Annotated in this window: 16 protein-coding genes and 1 riboswitch; of the genes, 4 read left to right on the forward strand and 12 right to left on the reverse strand. The window is 64.5% G+C overall.

What is annotated here, in order from left to right:
- Positions 1–13: 13 nt before the first annotated feature.
- The gene (locus tag FRAAU_RS02605) at positions 14–2,173 is read right to left on the reverse strand and encodes a TonB-dependent siderophore receptor (RefSeq protein ID WP_014402015.1); all 2,160 of its coding nucleotides are present in this window, start codon (positions 2,171–2,173) and stop codon (positions 14–16) included.
- 52 nt (positions 2,174–2,225) lie between these two features.
- Positions 2,226–2,320, reverse strand: a riboswitch (TPP riboswitch).
- A gap of 475 nt (positions 2,321–2,795) precedes the next feature.
- Entirely contained in the window at positions 2,796–3,932 is a 1,137-nt protein-coding gene (locus FRAAU_RS02610; RefSeq protein WP_014402016.1) for a phosphotransferase enzyme family protein, read from the reverse strand.
- Positions 3,933–4,133: 201 nt separating this feature from the next.
- Between FRAAU_RS02610 and FRAAU_RS02615 the strand changes: the two genes are divergently transcribed.
- The 4 genes from FRAAU_RS02615 to budC all read left to right on the forward strand — a co-directional run bounded on the left by FRAAU_RS02615 (position 4,134) and on the right by budC (position 7,106).
- A complete protein-coding gene (locus FRAAU_RS02615) occupies positions 4,134–5,033 on the forward strand; it encodes an AEC family transporter (protein ID WP_014402017.1) in 900 nt (299 codons plus the stop codon).
- 141 nt (positions 5,034–5,174) lie between these two features.
- Positions 5,175–5,834: an NADPH-dependent F420 reductase gene (locus FRAAU_RS02620; RefSeq protein WP_014402018.1), complete on the forward strand. Its 660-nt coding sequence runs from the start codon at positions 5,175–5,177 to the stop codon at positions 5,832–5,834.
- The gene (locus FRAAU_RS02625; protein ID WP_014402019.1) at positions 5,831–6,253 is read left to right on the forward strand and encodes an RNA-binding S4 domain-containing protein; all 423 of its coding nucleotides are present in this window, start codon (positions 5,831–5,833) and stop codon (positions 6,251–6,253) included. Before FRAAU_RS02620 ends, FRAAU_RS02625 begins: the two co-directional genes overlap by 4 nt.
- Before the next feature lie 79 nt (positions 6,254–6,332).
- Positions 6,333–7,106 (forward strand): meso-2,3-butanediol dehydrogenase, encoded by a 774-nt coding sequence (budC, locus tag FRAAU_RS02630; RefSeq protein ID WP_014402020.1) that lies wholly within the window; start codon positions 6,333–6,335, stop codon positions 7,104–7,106.
- 83 nt (positions 7,107–7,189) lie between these two features.
- Here budC and FRAAU_RS02635 read toward each other — a convergent pair whose 3' ends face one another.
- From FRAAU_RS02635 to FRAAU_RS02680, 10 genes are all read right to left on the reverse strand, one after another.
- The gene (locus tag FRAAU_RS02635) at positions 7,190–8,635 is read right to left on the reverse strand and encodes a catalase (protein ID WP_014402021.1); all 1,446 of its coding nucleotides are present in this window, start codon (positions 8,633–8,635) and stop codon (positions 7,190–7,192) included.
- A 148-nt stretch (positions 8,636–8,783) separates the two neighbouring features.
- Complete coding sequence (gene ureG, locus FRAAU_RS02640) at positions 8,784–9,416, reverse strand: urease accessory protein UreG (RefSeq protein WP_014402022.1); 633 nt, start codon at positions 9,414–9,416, stop codon at positions 8,784–8,786.
- Positions 9,413–10,099 carry an urease accessory protein UreF gene (locus FRAAU_RS02645; protein ID WP_041270334.1) on the reverse strand — a complete coding sequence of 229 codons (687 nt, stop codon included), beginning with the start codon at positions 10,097–10,099 and terminating at the stop codon, positions 9,413–9,415. Before FRAAU_RS02645 ends, ureG begins: the two co-directional genes overlap by 4 nt.
- Positions 10,100–10,107: 8 nt before the next feature.
- Complete coding sequence (ureE, locus tag FRAAU_RS02650; protein ID WP_014402024.1) at positions 10,108–10,689, reverse strand: urease accessory protein UreE; 582 nt, start codon at positions 10,687–10,689, stop codon at positions 10,108–10,110.
- A 240-nt stretch (positions 10,690–10,929) separates the two neighbouring features.
- Positions 10,930–12,633: an urease subunit alpha gene (gene ureC, locus FRAAU_RS02655; protein ID WP_014402025.1), complete on the reverse strand. Its 1,704-nt coding sequence runs from the start codon at positions 12,631–12,633 to the stop codon at positions 10,930–10,932.
- Entirely contained in the window at positions 12,630–12,938 is a 309-nt protein-coding gene (locus FRAAU_RS02660; RefSeq protein WP_014402026.1) for an urease subunit beta, read from the reverse strand. Before FRAAU_RS02660 ends, ureC begins: the two co-directional genes overlap by 4 nt.
- A 190-nt stretch (positions 12,939–13,128) precedes the next feature.
- A complete protein-coding gene (gene ureA / locus FRAAU_RS02665) occupies positions 13,129–13,431 on the reverse strand; it encodes an urease subunit gamma (RefSeq protein ID WP_014402027.1) in 303 nt (100 codons plus the stop codon).
- Positions 13,432–13,450: 19 nt separating this feature from the next.
- Positions 13,451–14,338, reverse strand: a complete 888-nt coding sequence (locus FRAAU_RS02670; protein WP_014402028.1) for an urease accessory protein UreD — start codon at positions 14,336–14,338, stop codon at positions 13,451–13,453.
- Positions 14,339–14,465: 127 nt separating this feature from the next.
- Positions 14,466–16,094 carry a glucose-6-phosphate isomerase gene (gene pgi / locus FRAAU_RS02675; protein ID WP_014402029.1) on the reverse strand — a complete coding sequence of 543 codons (1,629 nt, stop codon included), beginning with the start codon at positions 16,092–16,094 and terminating at the stop codon, positions 14,466–14,468.
- Positions 16,095–16,223: 129 nt separating this feature from the next.
- Complete coding sequence (locus tag FRAAU_RS02680) at positions 16,224–17,684, reverse strand: SulP family inorganic anion transporter (protein ID WP_014402030.1); 1,461 nt, start codon at positions 17,682–17,684, stop codon at positions 16,224–16,226.
- Between the last annotated feature and the right edge of the window lie 205 nt (positions 17,685–17,889).

Raw genomic sequence — 17,889 nt, forward strand, 5'->3', positions numbered from 1 at the left:
CGACGGGATGGACTCAGAAGGCATAGCTGGCACTCAGCCTTGCCAATGGGGGAGCTCCCGGGAACAGGAAGCTGTCACCACCGGAGCTGCCGGTATCGCGCCAGTAGAAGTGGTTGAACAGATTGTCGACACTCAAACGCAAGCCCAGGGCATGGCCGTGGAGTTTCAGGCGGTAGCCCAGTCCGAAGTCGAAGAGGTTGTAGGCCGGCACCCGGGCGATGCCGATGGGCGTGGCGGCATTGGCCGAGGCATAGCGCCAGCCACCTGACACGCTGAGGGCGGGCAGTGCCGGCAGCTGATAGTCCAGATAGACGCTGGTCCGCAACAACGGCACGTTCTGCAGTTGATGCCCCTCATAGGCCGCCGTGCCGGTATCGGTGGCGCGGGCACGGATCAGGCTGGCACTGCTGAAAATGCGCAGGTGCTCGCTCAGCTGTCCGCTGGCGGTCAGCTCCAGCCCGGTATGTGTCTCGCTGCCTTGCTGCACGAAGGTATAGCCGGCCTCGCTCCGGTCTGGCCGGGCATACTGGTAGGGTTCGGACATCCGGTAGATCGCGGCCCCGAGATCCAGGCTGTCGGTAAGGGCGTATTTCACCCCGCCCTCGAGCTGGCGTGTGATCAGCGGCGCCAGATAGACATTGGCATTAGACGTCCACCAAGGTGCCTGCTGACCCAGCTGAAGGCCCTTGCTGTAGCTGACATAGGCACTCAGACGGGACGTGGGCTGCCACATGACGGCCGTCTGCGGCAGTGCCTTGCCCAACTGCGTATGCCGCTCCAGCACGCCATCGCTGTCGTAGGCGCTCTCGTTCATCCACACATAGCGGCCACCGGCCAGTACGCTCCAGGCCCCCCATTCGATCCGGTCCATCAGAAAGAGCGAGCGCTGCCAGCTGTCCAGGGCGCGTTCCGGCGGACCGGCCTGGCCGTCCGATATGGGGAAGTAGGGCGGATTGGCCTGACTGATATTGGCGGTGCCGACATAGTTGTAGACCGGGTCGCGCTGATTGACCAGACGGCGGAATCCATCGGCGCCCACGGTCAGATGGTGACTCAGCGGTCCCGTCTGGAAGTGGCCTTGCAACTGAAGGCGAAGCTCGTCGTTCTGACGGGTGTCATCCGGACTGCGCCAGTCATAGATGTCGTAATCCCCATTGGGGGCGAAGTAGTTGAAGCGTTCGCAACTGGCACAGCCATAGGCATAGGCGATATTGTCGTCGATCACGCTGCGGCTGTGGCCGTAGGACAGATCGAAGGCCCAGTTGTCACTGAAGCGATAACGGAAGCGGGCCGTGGCATTGAAAGCGTGGATGCGCACCGGCAGCTGCCAGGGCTGATAGCCGACCAGCTGGGTCCAGTTCACATGCGAGGGCAGGGTGGTGCCGCCGAGCAACTGGTAGCCGGAAGCCGAGCGCTGGGCATTGGTCTGGTCACTGACATCCAGCTGCAAGGTGGCCTTGTCGGTGATCAGCCAGTCCATGGCCAGCGAATAGAAGTTTCGCCGTCCGGGATCATGCTGGACCCAGGAATGGGTGCCGTCATAGGCGGTATTGAAGCGGAGGCCGAAATGGGGCGTCAGCCAGCGGCCGATGTCCAGGGCGGTGTAGCGCGAACCATGGGAATCGGTGGAGACGGTCACCGTTTGCACGTCGGCGGCGCGTTTGGTGACATAGTTGATGCTGCCGCCCGGGGATACCATGCCAGCTTCCAGTCCGGCGATGCCCTTGTCGATTTCCACTTGCTGGACGTTTTCGAGGGCCAGAATCTGCTCGCCATTGGTGGTCATGCCGTTCTGGCGGAAGCCGGTGGCCAGATCCAGCGGAAAGCCGCGGATCATCACATCCTGGTAATAGCCGACGGCGGCGTAGTTGTCGCCCACCGAGGCGTCGCTGCGGACCAGTTCGCTGAGCGTGCGGGGCTGGCGGTCCTCGATCAGTGCGCGGGGGATCACATTGATCGAAGCCGGCGTGTTGTGCAGCGAGCCGCCGCCGAAGCTGCCGAACTGGGCCATGTCGGTACGGTAGCCATGATCGATGGCGGCATGCACTTCGACCTGCTCGAGCTGGTGGGCCCGGTGCTGGCGTGGCGGATCGCGATCCGGTGTTTCCGCGCCGACCTGGGCGCTGGCTCCGGCCAGTGCAGTGGCAACAAGCAAGCTGTATCGCGCCGTCATGTCTCTCGTCCTGAAAGTGACGAAGCGACGGCGCGGGCCGGGCGCCCTGCCGGCCCCGGTTCGCTAAGCTCCCTACGCCGGTATCAGCCGGATCAGGTTCCAAGGGACTCTCTCAGTCCGGTTTCCCGGACACCCCCGCTTCAATGAACAGGCATTCTATGCCTGGCCTGGGCGGGCTGTACATAGTCCGTCTATCCCCGGCCCATGGCCGCGGTCTTCATGGCGGGGGCGTGTCCGTCGCCTGTGCCTGGGTCCTTGGCAGCCATGACGGTTTCAGCCGCCCGCCGCGGATGAACTCGCCACGGCCTGATCAGGCGAGATGGTTGCATGTGACCTGTTGCGACAGCGCAGGTGCCTCCGTCGCGAGGTTCGCTGCGGCTGTCTGGTGGGGCGGAGGGCGATATGCGGTCTGGCCTGCAGCACCAGTTGCACTTCCGGTCGGGATCAATGATGGCGCCAATGGCCCATGGACGGCGATATCATCGACTCCCGGCACCAGGGACATGTCATCTCCCCAGGCAAGGCTCTGGTCTTGCGGGATCAGGGAGAAACCATGCGCCGCACAGGCGTTTCCAGGCCACCGAAGACCGGATGACCGCATTGACGCCGGGCGAAACATGGATCATCGGCCCTCAAGCAGGGCCGCCAGCAGCCGCTGTCCCGGCGGCGTACCGAACCACTGCGCATGGCCCAGCAGAAAGGTATCCCAGGCCACGTCGGCATCCGCTGTGGAGCGGGTAATGGCCTGGAAGTACTCGACTTCGGACAGCGCGAAATCGACATGGACCAGAGGCAGTACATCGTGCAGCAAGGCCAGGTCGTGGCGGGTCAGGGGCCTGATCTCGTTGTAGCCGGCCAGCAGCTGCAGCGCGATATCGACATGCACGGCTTCCATGCCCCGCTCCAGTTCCAGCCAGGCGACGGCATTGCGTTCGATGGCGGTGGCCAGGTCGTGGATGGCCGTGGTCCGGGCCGAGAGACCGAAATCCAGCACATTGCAGACTCTGGCCTGCTCACCTTCGGGCTGCCAGGTCAGATTGGAGACATGCCAGTCGTTGTGGGTCCACAACGGAGGACTGGCCGCCAGACGTGAGGGCAGGTCGACGGGCCGGTTCGCGAACAAGGCCTCGATCTGCGACTGCCAGGAGCGCTGACGCAGATAGTCTTGCAGTCCGGGGCGCTGCGGCAGCTTGGACTGCAGCCAGTCGACGGGGTTGCTGCTGGCGATCAGCTCGCCACGATCCAGCAGCAGCCAGGTCTTGCGCTGAGGTGCGAGGTAATTCCCGGCCGCCAGATGCAGCGAGGCCAGAGCCCGGCCCGCACTGCGGGCATGGGCAGGCAGGCGCGGGGGAGTCCATGACGGGCTGTCACGGTACAAGTCCTGGCCGCTGGCCAGCTCGCTGAGCTCGTAGTTCCAGCCGCCATCCATGGTGGCGGTCAGGCCCAGGTTGTTTTCAACAAGCCGGGGAATGGCGATGCCCGCCGCCTGCAGATGGCGGATGAATCCGTGTTCTTCGGCCAGATCGGCAAGGCTGCGAACATCCGGATGATGGCGTTTGACAAAGAAGCGATCCTGCCCGCTGCGGATGATGGCACCCGCCGACAACGGCCGTGGACTGCGCCACAACACCTCCGTCGGTGCGGTCAGTGCAGGGTAATGCCGGAGCAGTCCCTGCACGTCCCCCATCGTCAGTGGCGGCCAGTCGGGCGCGACCTCGTCGGCGGCGAGTCCATGGACGTGATGCGGAGATAGGCTCATGAACTGAAGCAGGATGGGGAGTGGACCTGCTATTGTCCCGAACTGGATCTGTCGGGCAAGTCGTCGCCGCTCTCGGTGGCGGGCCCTTGGCCGTCGCGCAGGGAAGGCGCCGTCCGACAGTGTACCCCTGCCTCCGGGATGGCGTGGCCGCTCATTGCATGGCTTGCCTGCCAGATCCTTTTGCCCGAGTCACTGGATATCATGTCTGCCTTGTTGTTGTTGCTGGTCTGTCTGGCCTTGGGGGCCGTCGTTTCGCGGGTGGCCCGACCGCCGGCCGGGATGGTGCCGGCGCTGAACTGGTGGGTGGTCAATATCGCCTTGCCGGCCCTGGTCCTGCAATTGCTGCCCCGGGTCCGTTTCGATCCTCAGCTGTGGTTCCCGCCGGCCCTGATGTGGCTGGAGCTGCTGGGGGCCTGGCTGGTGATGAGCCTTCTGGGGCGCGCTTTGGGCTGGTCCCGGCATCGGATCGGCGCCTTGGTGCTGGTCGGCGGCATCGGCAATACCTCGTTCATGGGCTATCCCATGCTGCAGGCGTTGCGTGGACAGGAAGGCCTGTCGCTTGGCGTGGTCGCTGATCAGGTAGGCAGCTTCGCTGCGCTGGCGACACTGGGCATCGTGATTGCTTCGTTGCATGCCGGACGGAAAGTCACCGCTGCCCAGCTGGCCCGGAGGGTGTTCGGCTTTCCGCCTTTTCTGGCCTTGCTGCTGGCGATCATGGTTGGCATGGCAGGCGGCTGGCCATCCATGATCGATGCCATGCTGCACGTCATCGGGTCCACCCTGACGCCCTTGGCCTTGTTCTCGGTAGGCATGCAGTTGCAGCTTCGCCCGCAGCGGCACGAGTTGCTGCCGGCTTTTGTCGGCCTGAGCTGGAAGATGCTGCTGGCACCGCTGGCAGGCCTGCTGCTGGCACGACTCTGCGGTATTCACGGTACCATGCTGGCAGCAAGCGTTCTGCAGGCGGCGATGGCACCGATGATCACGGCCGCCATCATTGCCGACCAGTACGGGCTGGAGCCGCCCTTGGCCAATACCATGCTGGGAGCAGGTATCCTGTTGTCGCTGGCCACCATCCCGCTGTGGAATATGGCCTTGGGCTGACCTCTGCCAGGCACAGGCTGGGGCGGCCTGACCTGAACATGGCCTGTGGCCGACGTCGGCTGGCGGTTTGGGGATGTCTCGCCGGGCGTGTATGCTGGATGCCATCGGACCCTTTGGATCGTTACAAGCCAGGAGCACCGCATGCCTTCGCCTTTGTTTCCATCCCCGTTGCTGCCTGCCCGGCGCAAGCTTCTGATCGCGCTGGCCGGATTGATGACCTTGGCCGTGTTGCCGGTCGCGGCGCAGACGGCGGCGAACGCCGCACCGAAACCGACCATCGGCATCATCGGTGCCGGCCAGGTCGGCAGTGCCTGGGGCAGCTTGTGGGCCAAGGCCGGCTATCATGTCATTTTCTCTTCGCGTCACCCCGAGCAGCTGGGGGACCTTGTCAAGCAAGCCGGTCCGCAGGCCAGCGCCGCCTCGGTCAGTGATGCCATCGCCCGCAGCCAGATCGTGATGCTGGCGGTGCCCTACAAGGCCGAACCGGGGATCGCCAAGCAATATGGCGAACAGCTCAAGGGCAAGATTCTGATCGATGCCGACAATGCTTACCTGTTCCGTGACGGCGCCATTGCCGGCAAGGCCAAGGCCGCAGGAGTGGCCCGCTATTCGCAGGCAGAGTTCCCCGGGACGCGTTTCGTGCGCGCCTTCAATACGGTGGACGCCGTCACGGTGGCCGGCGGCGGTGGCCGTGGCTCGGTCAGTGTCGATTACAGCTTTGTCGATGAGCAGGCCGGCCAGGTGGTCGCCGAGCTGATTCGCGCCGCCGGCTGCCTGCCGGTTCGGGGGCATGATCTTTGAGTCGTCTGGTCGATGCCGGGCAGTCGGAGTCCGACGTGCAGGAAGTGCGTCTTGATGTCTGGTTGTGGGCGGCGCGGATGTTTCGTACCCGCAGCCTGGCCAAACAGGCCGTTGACGGCGGCAAGGTCGATCTCAACGATCAGCGCTGCAAGCCCTCACGACAGGTCGCCATCGGTGATCGTCTGAAGGTGACACGCGGCGAGGAACGGCTGGAGCTGGAAGTGCTGCATCTTGCCGCCGTGCGCGGGCCCGCCCCGGTGGCCCAGGGCTTGTACCGTGAAAGCGAAGCCAGTATCGCGGCTCGTGAAATCCTCAAGGAGCAGCGTCGCCTGGAAGGTGGCGGTCTGCGGCTGTCCGCGCGACCGGACAAACGTTCCCGGCGCCAGATCCGCCAGTTCAAGGCCCGGACCGAGGTCTGAATTTCTAAGCGGAGCGTGTGGCGCCATTGTCTGCCGGGATGTCTGGTCCCGGCCTCTGCAACCATGGGAGAGTGTGCGTATGACCGTTTTCAAAGATCGCTTCGCCGGCAAGGTCGCGGTGGTGACGGGCTGCGGTTCTGGCATCGGCGAAGCTGCGGTACGCCGGTTGTCGGCCGAGGGGGCCAGCGTGGTGCTGGTCGGCCATCACCTGGACAAGATCAAGGCGGTCGCCGACAGTCTGCCGGCCGAGCGCACGGCCTGTCACGAGGCGGATGTCTCGAAGATCGATCAGGTCGAGGGTGTGGTCCGCTTCGCGATTGAAAAATTCGGTCGTCTGGATATTCTGGTCAACAATGCCGGTGTATCGGCTCCCGGAACGGTACTGGAAGGCTCCGAGGCCGATTGGCGACTGATTTCGGCGGTGAATATCGATGGACCGCTGTTTCTCTCGCGGGCCGCGCTGCCGCATCTGATCAAGACCCGTGGCGCGATCGTCAACACCGCCTCCGTCTCGGGACTTGGCGGTGACTGGAATACCGCCTACTACAATGTCAGCAAGGGCGCGGTGGTCAATCTGACCCGGACGCTGGCGCTGGACCATGGCGCCGATGGCGTGCGCACCAATTCGGTATGTCCTTCGGTGGTGGAAACGCCGATGACCGCCGAGCGGCGCGAGGACAAGGACTTCGTCGAGCGGATGGTGGCGCGGGTGCCTATGAAGCGGCTGGCCAAGCCGGACGATATCGCGGCGGCAATCCTGTTCCTGGCCAGTGACGATGCCGCTTTCATCAATGGCGTGAATCTTCCGGTGGATGGCGGTACCACGGCTTCGACCGGTCAGGCGGCTTTTTGAGTCCGGAGCCTGATTCCTCATTCGAGCCATGCAAGGGCCGGAAGCATGGACTTCCGGCCCTTGGTTTTTCCGCTTCGGGCTGATCAGCCGGTGGCTTTGGTCAAGGCCTTGCGGACGCCGGCGGCATAGGCGGGGTCGGCTTTCTCGAAATGCCCCAGCTGGCGCTCGATGATGAAGTCCGGAACACCGGCCATGGCGCCCGCGATATTGTCGAACAGCTGCTGCTTCTGCCCGTCGTCCATCAGTCGGAACAGGGCTCCGGGCTGGCTGTAGTAGTCGCTGTCAACGCGATGGTCGTATCGATCGGCGGCACCTTCCAGCGGCAGGGGCGGCTCTTTCACTGAGGGATCCTCGACCGGACCGCCAAACGAGTTTGGCTCGTAGTTGACGGCGCCCTTGGCATTGTCGCCGAAGCGCATCTGGCCGTCCCTGTAGTAATTGTGCACCGGGCAGCGTGGCTGGTTGACCGGCAATTGGTCGTGATTGATGCCGAGCCGGTAACGGGCTGCATCGGCATAGGAGAAAATGCGGAACTGCAGCATCTTGTCGGGGCTGTGTGCGATGCCTGGAACGACGTTGGCCGGCGAGAAGCTGGCCTGCTCGACTTCGGCGAAATAATTGTCCGGGTTGCGATTGAGCTCGAACTCGCCGACTTCGATCAGCGGGAACTCTTTTTGCGACCAGACCTTGGTCAGGTCGAAGGGGTTGTAAGGCAGCTCGGCGGCCTGGGTTTCGCTCATCACCTGGATATAGACGCCCCATTTGGGGAAGTCGCCTTTTTCGATGCTGTCGAACAAGTCCCGCTGATGGGTTTCGCGATCTTCGCCGATGGCGGCATTCGCGGTGGCATTGGTCCAGTTTCTGATGCCCTGGCGGGTCTTGAAGTGGAACTTCACCCAGACCCTTTCATTGCCGGCATTGATCAGACTGTAGGTATGGCTGCCGAAGCCATGCATGTGGCGCAGGCTGGCGGGCAGGCCGCGGTCGCTCATCAGGATGGTGACCTGGTGCAGCGATTCCGGCGACAGCGACCAGAAGTCCCATTGCGCGGTATTGCTGCGCATATTGTTGCGCGGATCGCGTTTCTGGGTGTGGATGAAGTCCGGGAACTTGAACGGATCGCGGACGAAGAACACCGGAGTATTGTTGCCGACCAGATCCCAGTTGCCTTCGCTGGTATAGAACTTCAGGGCGAAGCCGCGCACGTCACGCTCGGCATCCGCGGCACCGCGCTCGCCGGCGACGGTCGAGAAGCGGGCCAGCATCGGGGTCTGCACGCCTTGCTGCAGCACGGCCGCGCGGGTGTAGCGGCTGATGTCCTGGGTGATGGTGAGCGTGCCGAAGGCGGCCGAGCCCTTGGCATGCACCACGCGCTCGGGGATGCGCTCGCGATTGAAGTGGGCATGCTTTTCGAAGAGCTGGTGATCCTGTACCAGCAGCGGCCCGCGCGCACCGGCGGTCAGACTGTTCTGGTTGTCGGGGATCGCGGCACCGGCATCGGTGGTCAGTATTTTGCGTTCGTCGCTCATCTTCGCTCCTGGCTGCTTGGCTGTTGGCTTGATAATTCGAGACTAATCGCTGAAAGCCTGTCTTTGAATTCGATTGTCATGATGATTTCCATAGTCATGGACTATGGAATGTCGTGTCGCCTCGTCCCCGGGCGCGATCCGGGCCGGCTCAGTCCTGCAGCAGACCTTGGCGCTCGATAAAGCGGATCACCTGATCCAGACCCTGCTGGCGGGGTAGATCGGTCATCACGAAAGGGCGCGCGCCACGCATGGCCTGCGCGTCGCGCTGCATGATCTCCAGCGAAGCACCGACATAAGGCGCCAGATCGATCTTGTTGATCACCAGCAGATCCGAACGGGTGATGCCGGGGCCACCCTTGCGCGGGACTTTCTCGCCACCGGCGACATCGATCACATAGATGGTCAGGTCGACCAGCTCGGGCGAAAACGTGGCCGCCAGATTGTCGCCGCCCGATTCGATGAAGATGATGTCGGCTTCAGGATAGATCCGGCTCATCCGTTCGATCGCGTCCAGATTGATCGAGGCATCTTCGCGGATGGCGGTATGCGGGCAGCCGCCGGTTTCCACGCCCATGATACGTTCGGGTTCCAGCGCGCCGGCCACGGTCAGCAGGCGTTGATCCTCCTTGGTATAGATGTCGTTGGTGATCACCACCAGGTCGTGGTCATCGCGCATGCGCTTGCACAGCATTTCCAGCAGGGTGGTCTTGCCGGATCCGACGGGACCGCCGATACCGACACGCAGTGGCGGCAGCGGATTCTGGCGGGTGCTGTGATTCATGAGCGGAACAACCTTGAGTATTGGGTTTCATGACCGGCCGACAGAATGGCCAGCATCGGTGCGAAATTGAGTGCCTGTCCACTCTGGACAGCCTGGGCCGCGGCCAGCAGGCGAGGCAGATCCAGCGCCTGGCGGCGCAGAATGGCCTGACCGGCGACTTGTCCCAGAGGGACCAGTCGCACGGCGGCGGCCACCAGACTCTCCAGCAGGCTCCAGCCCAGCGCATAAAGAGCGTCGTCGGCATTCAGTCCCAGCGCCACGGCGGCACAGGCATGCACGCTGATCCAGCTGGCCGGTTCCAGGGCTTCCAGCCGCTGCCGATGCCAGCGGCCGAGTCCCGGGGTCTGCGGCAGGGCCAGCAGCCACTGTCGCAGGGAACGTCCGGTCTGCTCGCTTTCCAGGCGCAGTTCGGCGGTTTCCCGGGTCACGGCGACCTGGCGGTTCAGATCCTCGATGCGGCCATCATCGCGATCCGTCCAGGCCTGATGCATGGCCAGCCAGTACACCGCTTCGCTCGGCGCCCAGACCCATTGCAGAAAGTCCGCGATCCAGGCTTCGGCCTGTCCCGCATCGGCCAGCTGGCCGGCCTCGATGGCCGCCTCCATCCCCAGCGAGTGACTGAAGGCGCCGACCGGCAGGGTCGCGGAAGCCAGTTGCAGCCAGCCGGCACGCGGGTCAGCCATGGCCGGGTTCATGGATGCTCGGCCTGATGGCTGACAAACAAGGCCTGGGCCAGCGCATAGTCTTCCTTGAAGCTGGCCTCGTGACCATGGCGGTGACCGCCGCCATAGGCGCCGTGCTCGGGCTGGAAGGGGGCCTGCATGGCCTGGCAGTGTACGCCGAGCTGATCCAGCATGTCGCGCAGTACCGGGTCGGGCTCGATTGCCAGATAATCGCGGCCGACCTCGACCGGAACGTGGCGGTTGCCCAGATGATAGGCCGCGCGGGCCAGGGCCTGCGGCGTATCGGCCCGGATGCGCAGCACATGTTCGGTGGCCGCCTCGATACGGAAGCGCTGTCCGGCGTCGATGATCAGCAGGTCACCGGGCTGCAGGCGGGTGCCGGCAGGCAGGACCCAGGCGATTTCGCGCCGGTCCGGCAGTCGCCAGCGCAATCGGCTGCGCTGGCGGGCGGCCAGCGGCAGGGCCAGAGGGCTGGCCTGGATCGCCGTGTCGGCAGCGACCTGATGGTGGCTCACGCGCAGCAAGGCCGGGCTGGCATCCGGTGGCAGGGAGCGGCTCATGGTCTGATAGTGGCCAGTTTTGCCGGCCATCTCAAGAGCGTCTCCGGCTCATCGGTGCTGTAGATCGTTGTCTGCATGTCCGAGGCCGCGACGCAGGCCGTGCCACCCGCGAGCTCACCGCGCGCCGGGGCGTGTCCTGTCGGAAAGCAGGCTTGCCGTTTGAGCGGTGCATCGGCATGACGGCAGGCCCGTTACTTTGCGGGGCCGGCGCATCGGTCCGGCACCGGCCGACACGAGCGGATCCGGCGGCAGCACCGGCCATCGTCTTTTTCAGAACAGGAAATAGCGCTGTGCCATCGGCAGCTCGGTGGCCGGCTCGCACCACAGCGGTTCGCCATCGGCGACGACAACATAGGTCTGCGGGTCCACGCGGATGTCCGGACAGGCATCGTTGTGGACCATGTCCTGCTTGCCGATGTCACGACAGCGACGGACCGCGACCAGCGGCTTGTCCAGATGCAGCCGCTCGCCCAGACCTTGATCCAGAGCCAGCTGGGAGACAAAGGTCAGCGAGCTGGCGGTGAGACTGCGGCCGTAGCTGGCAAACATCGGCCGGTAATGCACCGGCTGCGGGGTCGGGATCGAGGCATTGGGATCACCCATCGGCGCGGCCGCGATGCTGCCACCTTTCAGGATCAGGGCCGGCTTCACGCCGAAGAAGGCCGGTTTCCACAGCACCAGGTCGGCCCATTTTCCGACTTCGACCGAGCCCACCTCATGGGCGATGCCATGGGTGATCGCCGGGTTGATGGTGATCTTGGCCAGATAGCGTTTGACCCTGAAATTGTCATGTCGGGCGGTATCCGGGGCCAGGGCGCCGCGCTGGACCTTCATCTTGTGCGCGGTCTGGAAGGTGCGGGTGATCACCTCGCCGACCCGGCCCATGGCCTGGGAATCGGAGCTGATCATCGAAAAGGCGCCGATGTCATGCAGGATATCTTCGGCGGCGATGGTCTCGCGACGGATCCGGCTTTCGGCAAAGGCGACATCTTCGGCAATCGCCGGATCCAGATGGTGACAGACCATCAGCATGTCCAGATGTTCGTCCACCGTATTGACCGTGAACGGCCGGGTCGGATTGGTCGAGCTGGGCAGCACGTTGGACAGCGAGGCTGCCTTGATGATGTCCGGGGCATGGCCGCCGCCGGCGCCTTCGGTATGGTAGGTGTGGATGGCGCGGCCCTTGAAGGCGGCCAGCGTGGTTTCCACGAAGCCCGATTCATTGAGCGTATCGGTATGGATCGCGACCTGGGTGTCGGTGGCTTCGGCCACCTGCAGGGCCGCGTCGATGGCTGCCGGGGTGGTACCCCAGTCCTCGTGCAGTTTCAGGCCGACCGCGCCGGCCTCGACCTGTTCGTGCAAGGCGCCGGTCAGGCTGGCATTGCCCTTGCCCAGAAAGCCCAGATTCATCGGGAAGGCCTCGGCCGCCTCCAGCATGCGCTGCAGGTGCCAGGGGCCGGGGGTGCAGGTGGTGGCCTTGGTGCCCGTGGCCGGTCCGGTGCCGCCGCCGATCATGGTGGTGATGCCGGACATCAGTGCCTCTTCGATCTGTTGCGGCGCGATGAAATGGATATGGGTATCGATGCCGCCGGCCGTCAGGATCAGGCCTTCGCCGGCAATGATTTCGGTACCCGGGCCGATCACGATGCTGACGCCGGGCTGGATGTCCGGATTTCCGGCCTTGCCGATGCCGCTGATGCGGCCATGTTTGAGGCCGACATCGGCTTTGACGATGCCCCAGTGGTCGATGATCAAGGCATTGGTGATCACCGTGTCGGCGCAGTCGGCACTGTGCCGCTGACTCTGCCCCATACCGTCGCGGATCACCTTGCCGCCACCGAACTTCACCTCTTCGCCATGGATCGTGAAGTCGCGTTCGACCTCGACCATCAGCGCCGTATCGGCCAGCCGTACCCGGTCGCCCACGGTGGGGCCATACATCTCGGCATAGGCGATTCGATCAAGGCGGCTCATGCCAGGGCTCCCATCACGGCCGCAGTGAAGCCATAGACGATGCGATCACCGGCCAGGGCGACCAGCTCGACTTCGCGGTGCTGGCCCGGCTCGAAACGCACCGCGGTACCGGCGGGGATGTCCAGACGAAAGCCGCGGGCCTGTTCGCGATCAAAGCGCAGGGCCGCGTTGACCTCGAAAAAATGATAGTGCGAGCCGACCTGCACCGGTCGGTCGCCGGTATTGGCGACCGACAGCCGGCAACGCTGGCGGCCGACATTCAGCTCGATCTCGCCCGGTTCCACCAGCAGCTCGCCCGGAATCATCGGTCCACCCGGCGGGCGGCAGAGGGGCGGACCGGCCGGCCTGCAGACCGGGCCGGTGCGATCGCCATCATGGCGGATGGCATGACGAGACATACTGGCTGGTTCAACACGACCTCCGGATCATACGGACAGGGATACGAGCTAATGTATACCGTCCGACAGAGGCGGTGGAGCCCGGCCGAGGGTCTGATCAGCCGATCGGGGCATGTACGGTGACCAGCTTGCTGCCATCGGGAAAGGTAGCCTCGACCTGGATCTCCGGCAGCATGGCGGCGATGCCGTCCATGACATCGTCCGGTTGCAGCAGGGTGGTGCCGAAATGCATCAGGTCGGCGACGCTGCGCCCGTCACGGGCACCTTCCATGATGGCCGCACTGATATAGGCGACTGCTTCGGGATAGTTCAGCTTCAGGCCGCGGGCCTTGCGGCGCTCGGCGACCAGGGCCGCGGTGAAGATCAGCAGCTTGTCTTTCTCTCGCGGACTCAGTTCCATGGCGATCTCCCGGGCAGCCTCAGGTATTCCAGATCCGCGGCCGTTGCGGCGGCAACTCGCAGATCCAGGGCCGCATGGTATGCCACAAGCGCTCGCACAGGCTACGCACGCGGCTGCAATCATGTCCCAGCACCCTGATCACCAGCAGCTCCGCCGGAGCCTGCAGCCAGGTGGCCGCGAACAGCGTCCCGGCTTCCGGCACAACGCCCCGAGCCGCTGCCAGAGCAGCTTCGGGGGCGGCGGTCAGTTGCGGACCGCAGACCCAGATGGTGGCAAATACCGCGTGGCCGGCCAGGCCCAGCGGAGAGTGGCGGAGGCCGGCATCGGCTTCGAATTCGGCCTGTTCGCGCCAGACATCCAGACCCTCGCGCTGGATCCGTATCTGCTGGGCCCAGCGGCCCTGCGACCAGTGCTCGCCGGCAGCGAGGCGGCCCAGCTGGACGATGTCCCAGCTCAGCCATCGGCTGTCCCGATCCAGGCTGACCTGCAGCCGCTGGCGGGCCCGGGCCCCCTGGAACAGCAGGGTTTCCTGCGGCAGCCATTCCAGACAGCTGCGGCCTTCCAGCTCGAGGTGGATGGTCTGCAGCGCCTCGGCGTAGACGCTGCGGTACCACTTGCCGGCTCCCGGCGTGGTCAGCAAGACATGGGCCTGATCGCCCAGGCGAATATCCAGTCGCAACTGATCGCCGCCGGCAATGCCGCCCGGCGGATGCAGCAGCAAGCCATGGCAGCAGGTCGGTCCCTGCGGATAAAGCAGTTTCTGGATGCGCAGCGGTCCGCTGTGGCGACGCTCGGCGGCGCGGGTCTGACCACCCCGGGTTTCGAAGCGCAGTCGCAGCTCGGCATGCCAGGCGGGAACCGGCCCGGCGGCGGGGCTGGCGATGGGGGTGTCGAAGGCGACAGTCATGTCCTAACGCTAACCGTTCGCTCTCGGGTGTCGCAAGTCGGCGTACGTCCGGAAAGGGGCGCGCAACGACGCGAGCCGGAGCTGGTGTGGCCGTGATGCCCCGGCTCCGGGGCATCACGAGGGGCGCTCAGACCGGTCGGCGGTGCTGCCGATACCAGCGGATGGCGGCATTGGTGGAGCTGTCATGCTTCAGCTCGGCCTCGTCGCCGTCGAACTCGGCGGCCACGGTCCTGGCCAGCTGCTTGCCCAGCTCGACACCCCACTGGTCGAAGGGATCGATGCCCCAGATCGTGGCCTGGGTGAACACGCTGTGCTCGTACAGCGCGATCAGACTGCCCAGCAGCGCCGGGGTCAGCTTCTCGGCCAGCAGCAGGCTGGAGGGGCGATTGCCTTCGAATACCTTGTGCGGCACCAGTTCGGCAGGGGTACCTTCGGCCTTGACCTCGTCGGCCGTCTTGCCGAAGGCCAGCGCCTCGGCCTGGGCGATCACATTGGCGATCAGCAGGTCATGGTGCTTGCCCAGCGGATTCAGCGATTCGGCGAAGGCGATGAAATCGCAGGGGATCAGGCGAGTCCCCTGGTGGATCAGCTGATAGAACGAGTGCTGGCCATTGGTCCCCGGTTCGCCCCAGAAGATCGGGCCGGTGTCATAGTCGACGGTGACGCCTTCGGCGGTGACGCGCTTGCCGTTGGACTCCATGGTCAGCTGCTGCAGATAAGCCGGGAAACGGCTCAGATACTGCTCGTAAGGCAGCACGGCTACGGTCTGGGTGCCGAAGAAATTGGTGTACCAGACATTCAGCAGCCCCATGATCACCGGCAGGTTCCGCTCCAGCGGAGCGTGACGGAAGTGCTCGTCCATGGCATGGAAGCCGGCCAGGAATTCGCGGAACCGGGCCGGTCCGATCGCCAGCATGATGGACAGGCCGATGGCCGAATCCACGGAATAACGCCCACCGACCCAGTCCCAGAAGCCGAACATCTGGTCGGTGGAAATGCCGAACCCGGTCACGGCGTCAGCGTTGGTAGACAAGGCCACGAAATGGCGGGCGACGGCTTCGATCTTGCCGCCGGCAGCCTGCAGCAACCAGTCACGCGCCGTGTGGGCGTTGGTCATCGTCTCCTGGGTGGTGAAGGTCTTGGAAGCGACGACAAACAGGGTTTCGGCCGGATCCAGATCGCGCACCGCTTCGGCGAAGTCGGTGTCGTCGACATTGGACACGAAGCGCAGCTGCAGGCGCTGGTCACTGTAATGGCGCAGGGCCTGGCAGACCATCACCGGCCCCAGGTCGGAGCCGCCGATGCCGATATTGACGATATGACGGATCGGCTTGCCGCTGAAGCCCTTCCACTGCTGGCTGCGGATGGCCTCGGCAAAGGTCTCCATCTGGCGCAGGGTGGCCTGGACTTCGGGAACCACGTTCTTGCCGTCCACCTCGATATGGGCGTCGGCCGGTGCGCGCAGTGCGGTATGCAAGGCGGCACGATGCTCGGTGACATTGACCTTGGCCCCGGACAGCAGGGCATCGCGCTTCGCTTCCAGGTCGCTTTCGCGGGCCAGCGCAAACAGATGATTCAAGCTGTCGTCGTCGATGCGATGCTTGGAATAGTCCAGGCGCAGGCCGACCGCTTCCAGGGTATAGCGCTCGGCGCGGTCGGGGTCAGCGGCAAACAGATCGCGCAGATGCTTCGAGGCGATGGAAGGGTGGTGTTCGGTCAACGCCTTCCAGGCTTTTTTTTCCCGTAAAGAACTCATGCAGCAACCTCCAGATGAGGGATCAAGTCCGTGCAGGCCGGCTCTCCGGCCCGCGATCAGGGCACACCCGGGGAGTATAGCCGAGGCCTGCCGGCGGTCCTGTCAGCATGGCTGTTGGTCAGGTCAGGCTCAGGCCCCGACCAGTTCCGGATGATGACGCAGCAAATGGCGCTGACCGGCACTGAGGCCGACCAGCTGCAAGCGTTTGCCGCGATCCAGACAGCGCTGCTGCAGGGTTTCCAGGGCTGCAGTGGCTGACTGGCCGACCAGTTGCAGGTGCTGGCAGTCGAGGCGGATCACGGCGGCATCGCGATCCAGTTCGAACAGGGCCAGAAAGCCATCGGCGGAGGCGAAGAACAGCAGGCCGCCGAGATGATAATCGGTATGCCCGGCCGCTTCCTCGCGACGGGCATGGAGATGACCAGCCTGCTGCCAGGCGAAGCTGAGTGCCGACAGGATCACTCCGCAGACCACGGCGATGGCCAGATCGGTCCAGACCGTGATGGTGGTGACCGCGATGATGACCACGGCATCGCTGAGCGGAATCCGGCCCAGCTGCCGCAGCGAAGCCCAGGCGAAGGTCTGCTGGGCCACCACGAACATCACCCCGGCCAGAGCGGCCAACGGAATCTTCTCGATCAGGGGGGACAGGGCCACGATATAGAGCATGATCATCACTCCGCAGACCAGACCGGACAGACGGCCGCGGCCACCGGAACCGAGATTGATCATGGTCTGGCCGATCATGGCGCAACCACCCATGCCGCCCAGCAGGCCGGAGCTGATATTGGCGGCGCCCAGCGCGATGCATTCACGGTTGGGCTGGCTGCCGGTGGCGGTGATTTCCTGGGTCACCCGCAGGGTGAGCAGCGTTTCCAGCAGGCCGACCACCGCCATCAGCACCGCGTAAGGCGTGATGATGCGCAGGGTCGCCAGATCCCATGGCACCTGCGGCCAGTGCAGGCGGGGCAGGTTGCCGGCGATATGGGCCAGATCGCCCAGCTGGCGGGTCGGCAGCTGGAATGCGCTGCAGACCACGGCCAGGCCGACGATGGCGATCAGTGCCGGTGGCAGCCGGCGAGTGATTTTCGGGATCAGATACACGATCAGCATGGTGGTCGCGGTCAGGACCAGCATCATCAGCAGCGCCGAGCCTTGCAGCCAGTGCAGACCGCCGGCATCACGGATCTTGAAGTGATCGAGCTGGGCCATGGCGATGATGATGGCCAGCCCGTTGACGAAGCCCAGCATCACCGGGTGCGGCACCATCCGGATCAGGCTGGCCAGCCGCAGCAGGCCGAACAGCATCATCAGCAGTCCACCCAGGACCACGGTGGCGAGCAGATACTGGGGACCATGGCTGACCACCAGGGCGACGATCACCACGGCCATCGAACCGGCCGCGCCGGAAATCATGCCGGGGCGGCCGCCCAGTACGGCGGTCAGACCGCAGATGATGGCGGCGCCATACAGGCCCATCAGCGGATTGAGATGGGCCACCAGGGCAAAGGCAAGGCTTTCGGGTACCAGGGCGAAGGACGTGGTCAGCCCGGCCAGGACCTCCCGGTAGCTGGAGGATAGCTTGGTCATAGGGGCAGCAATCGCAGAGTCTTGGCGGCCGCTGACGGCCGGTCGGGGTGACCGCTGATTCTGGCGAGCCGCTGCGCGTGATGCAAGCCGCTGCCGGGCGTCAGAGTTCAACTTATATATGAGATATATCACAGCCTATCTTTTGCTGTATGGATCATCTCAATCATATTTGTAAAATAAAGGTTATTCCCGTCAGTGCCGAGTC

The organism is Frateuria aurantia DSM 6220 (genome assembly GCF_000242255.2).
GTDB classification, from domain to species: Bacteria; Pseudomonadota; Gammaproteobacteria; order Xanthomonadales; family Rhodanobacteraceae; genus Frateuria; species Frateuria aurantia.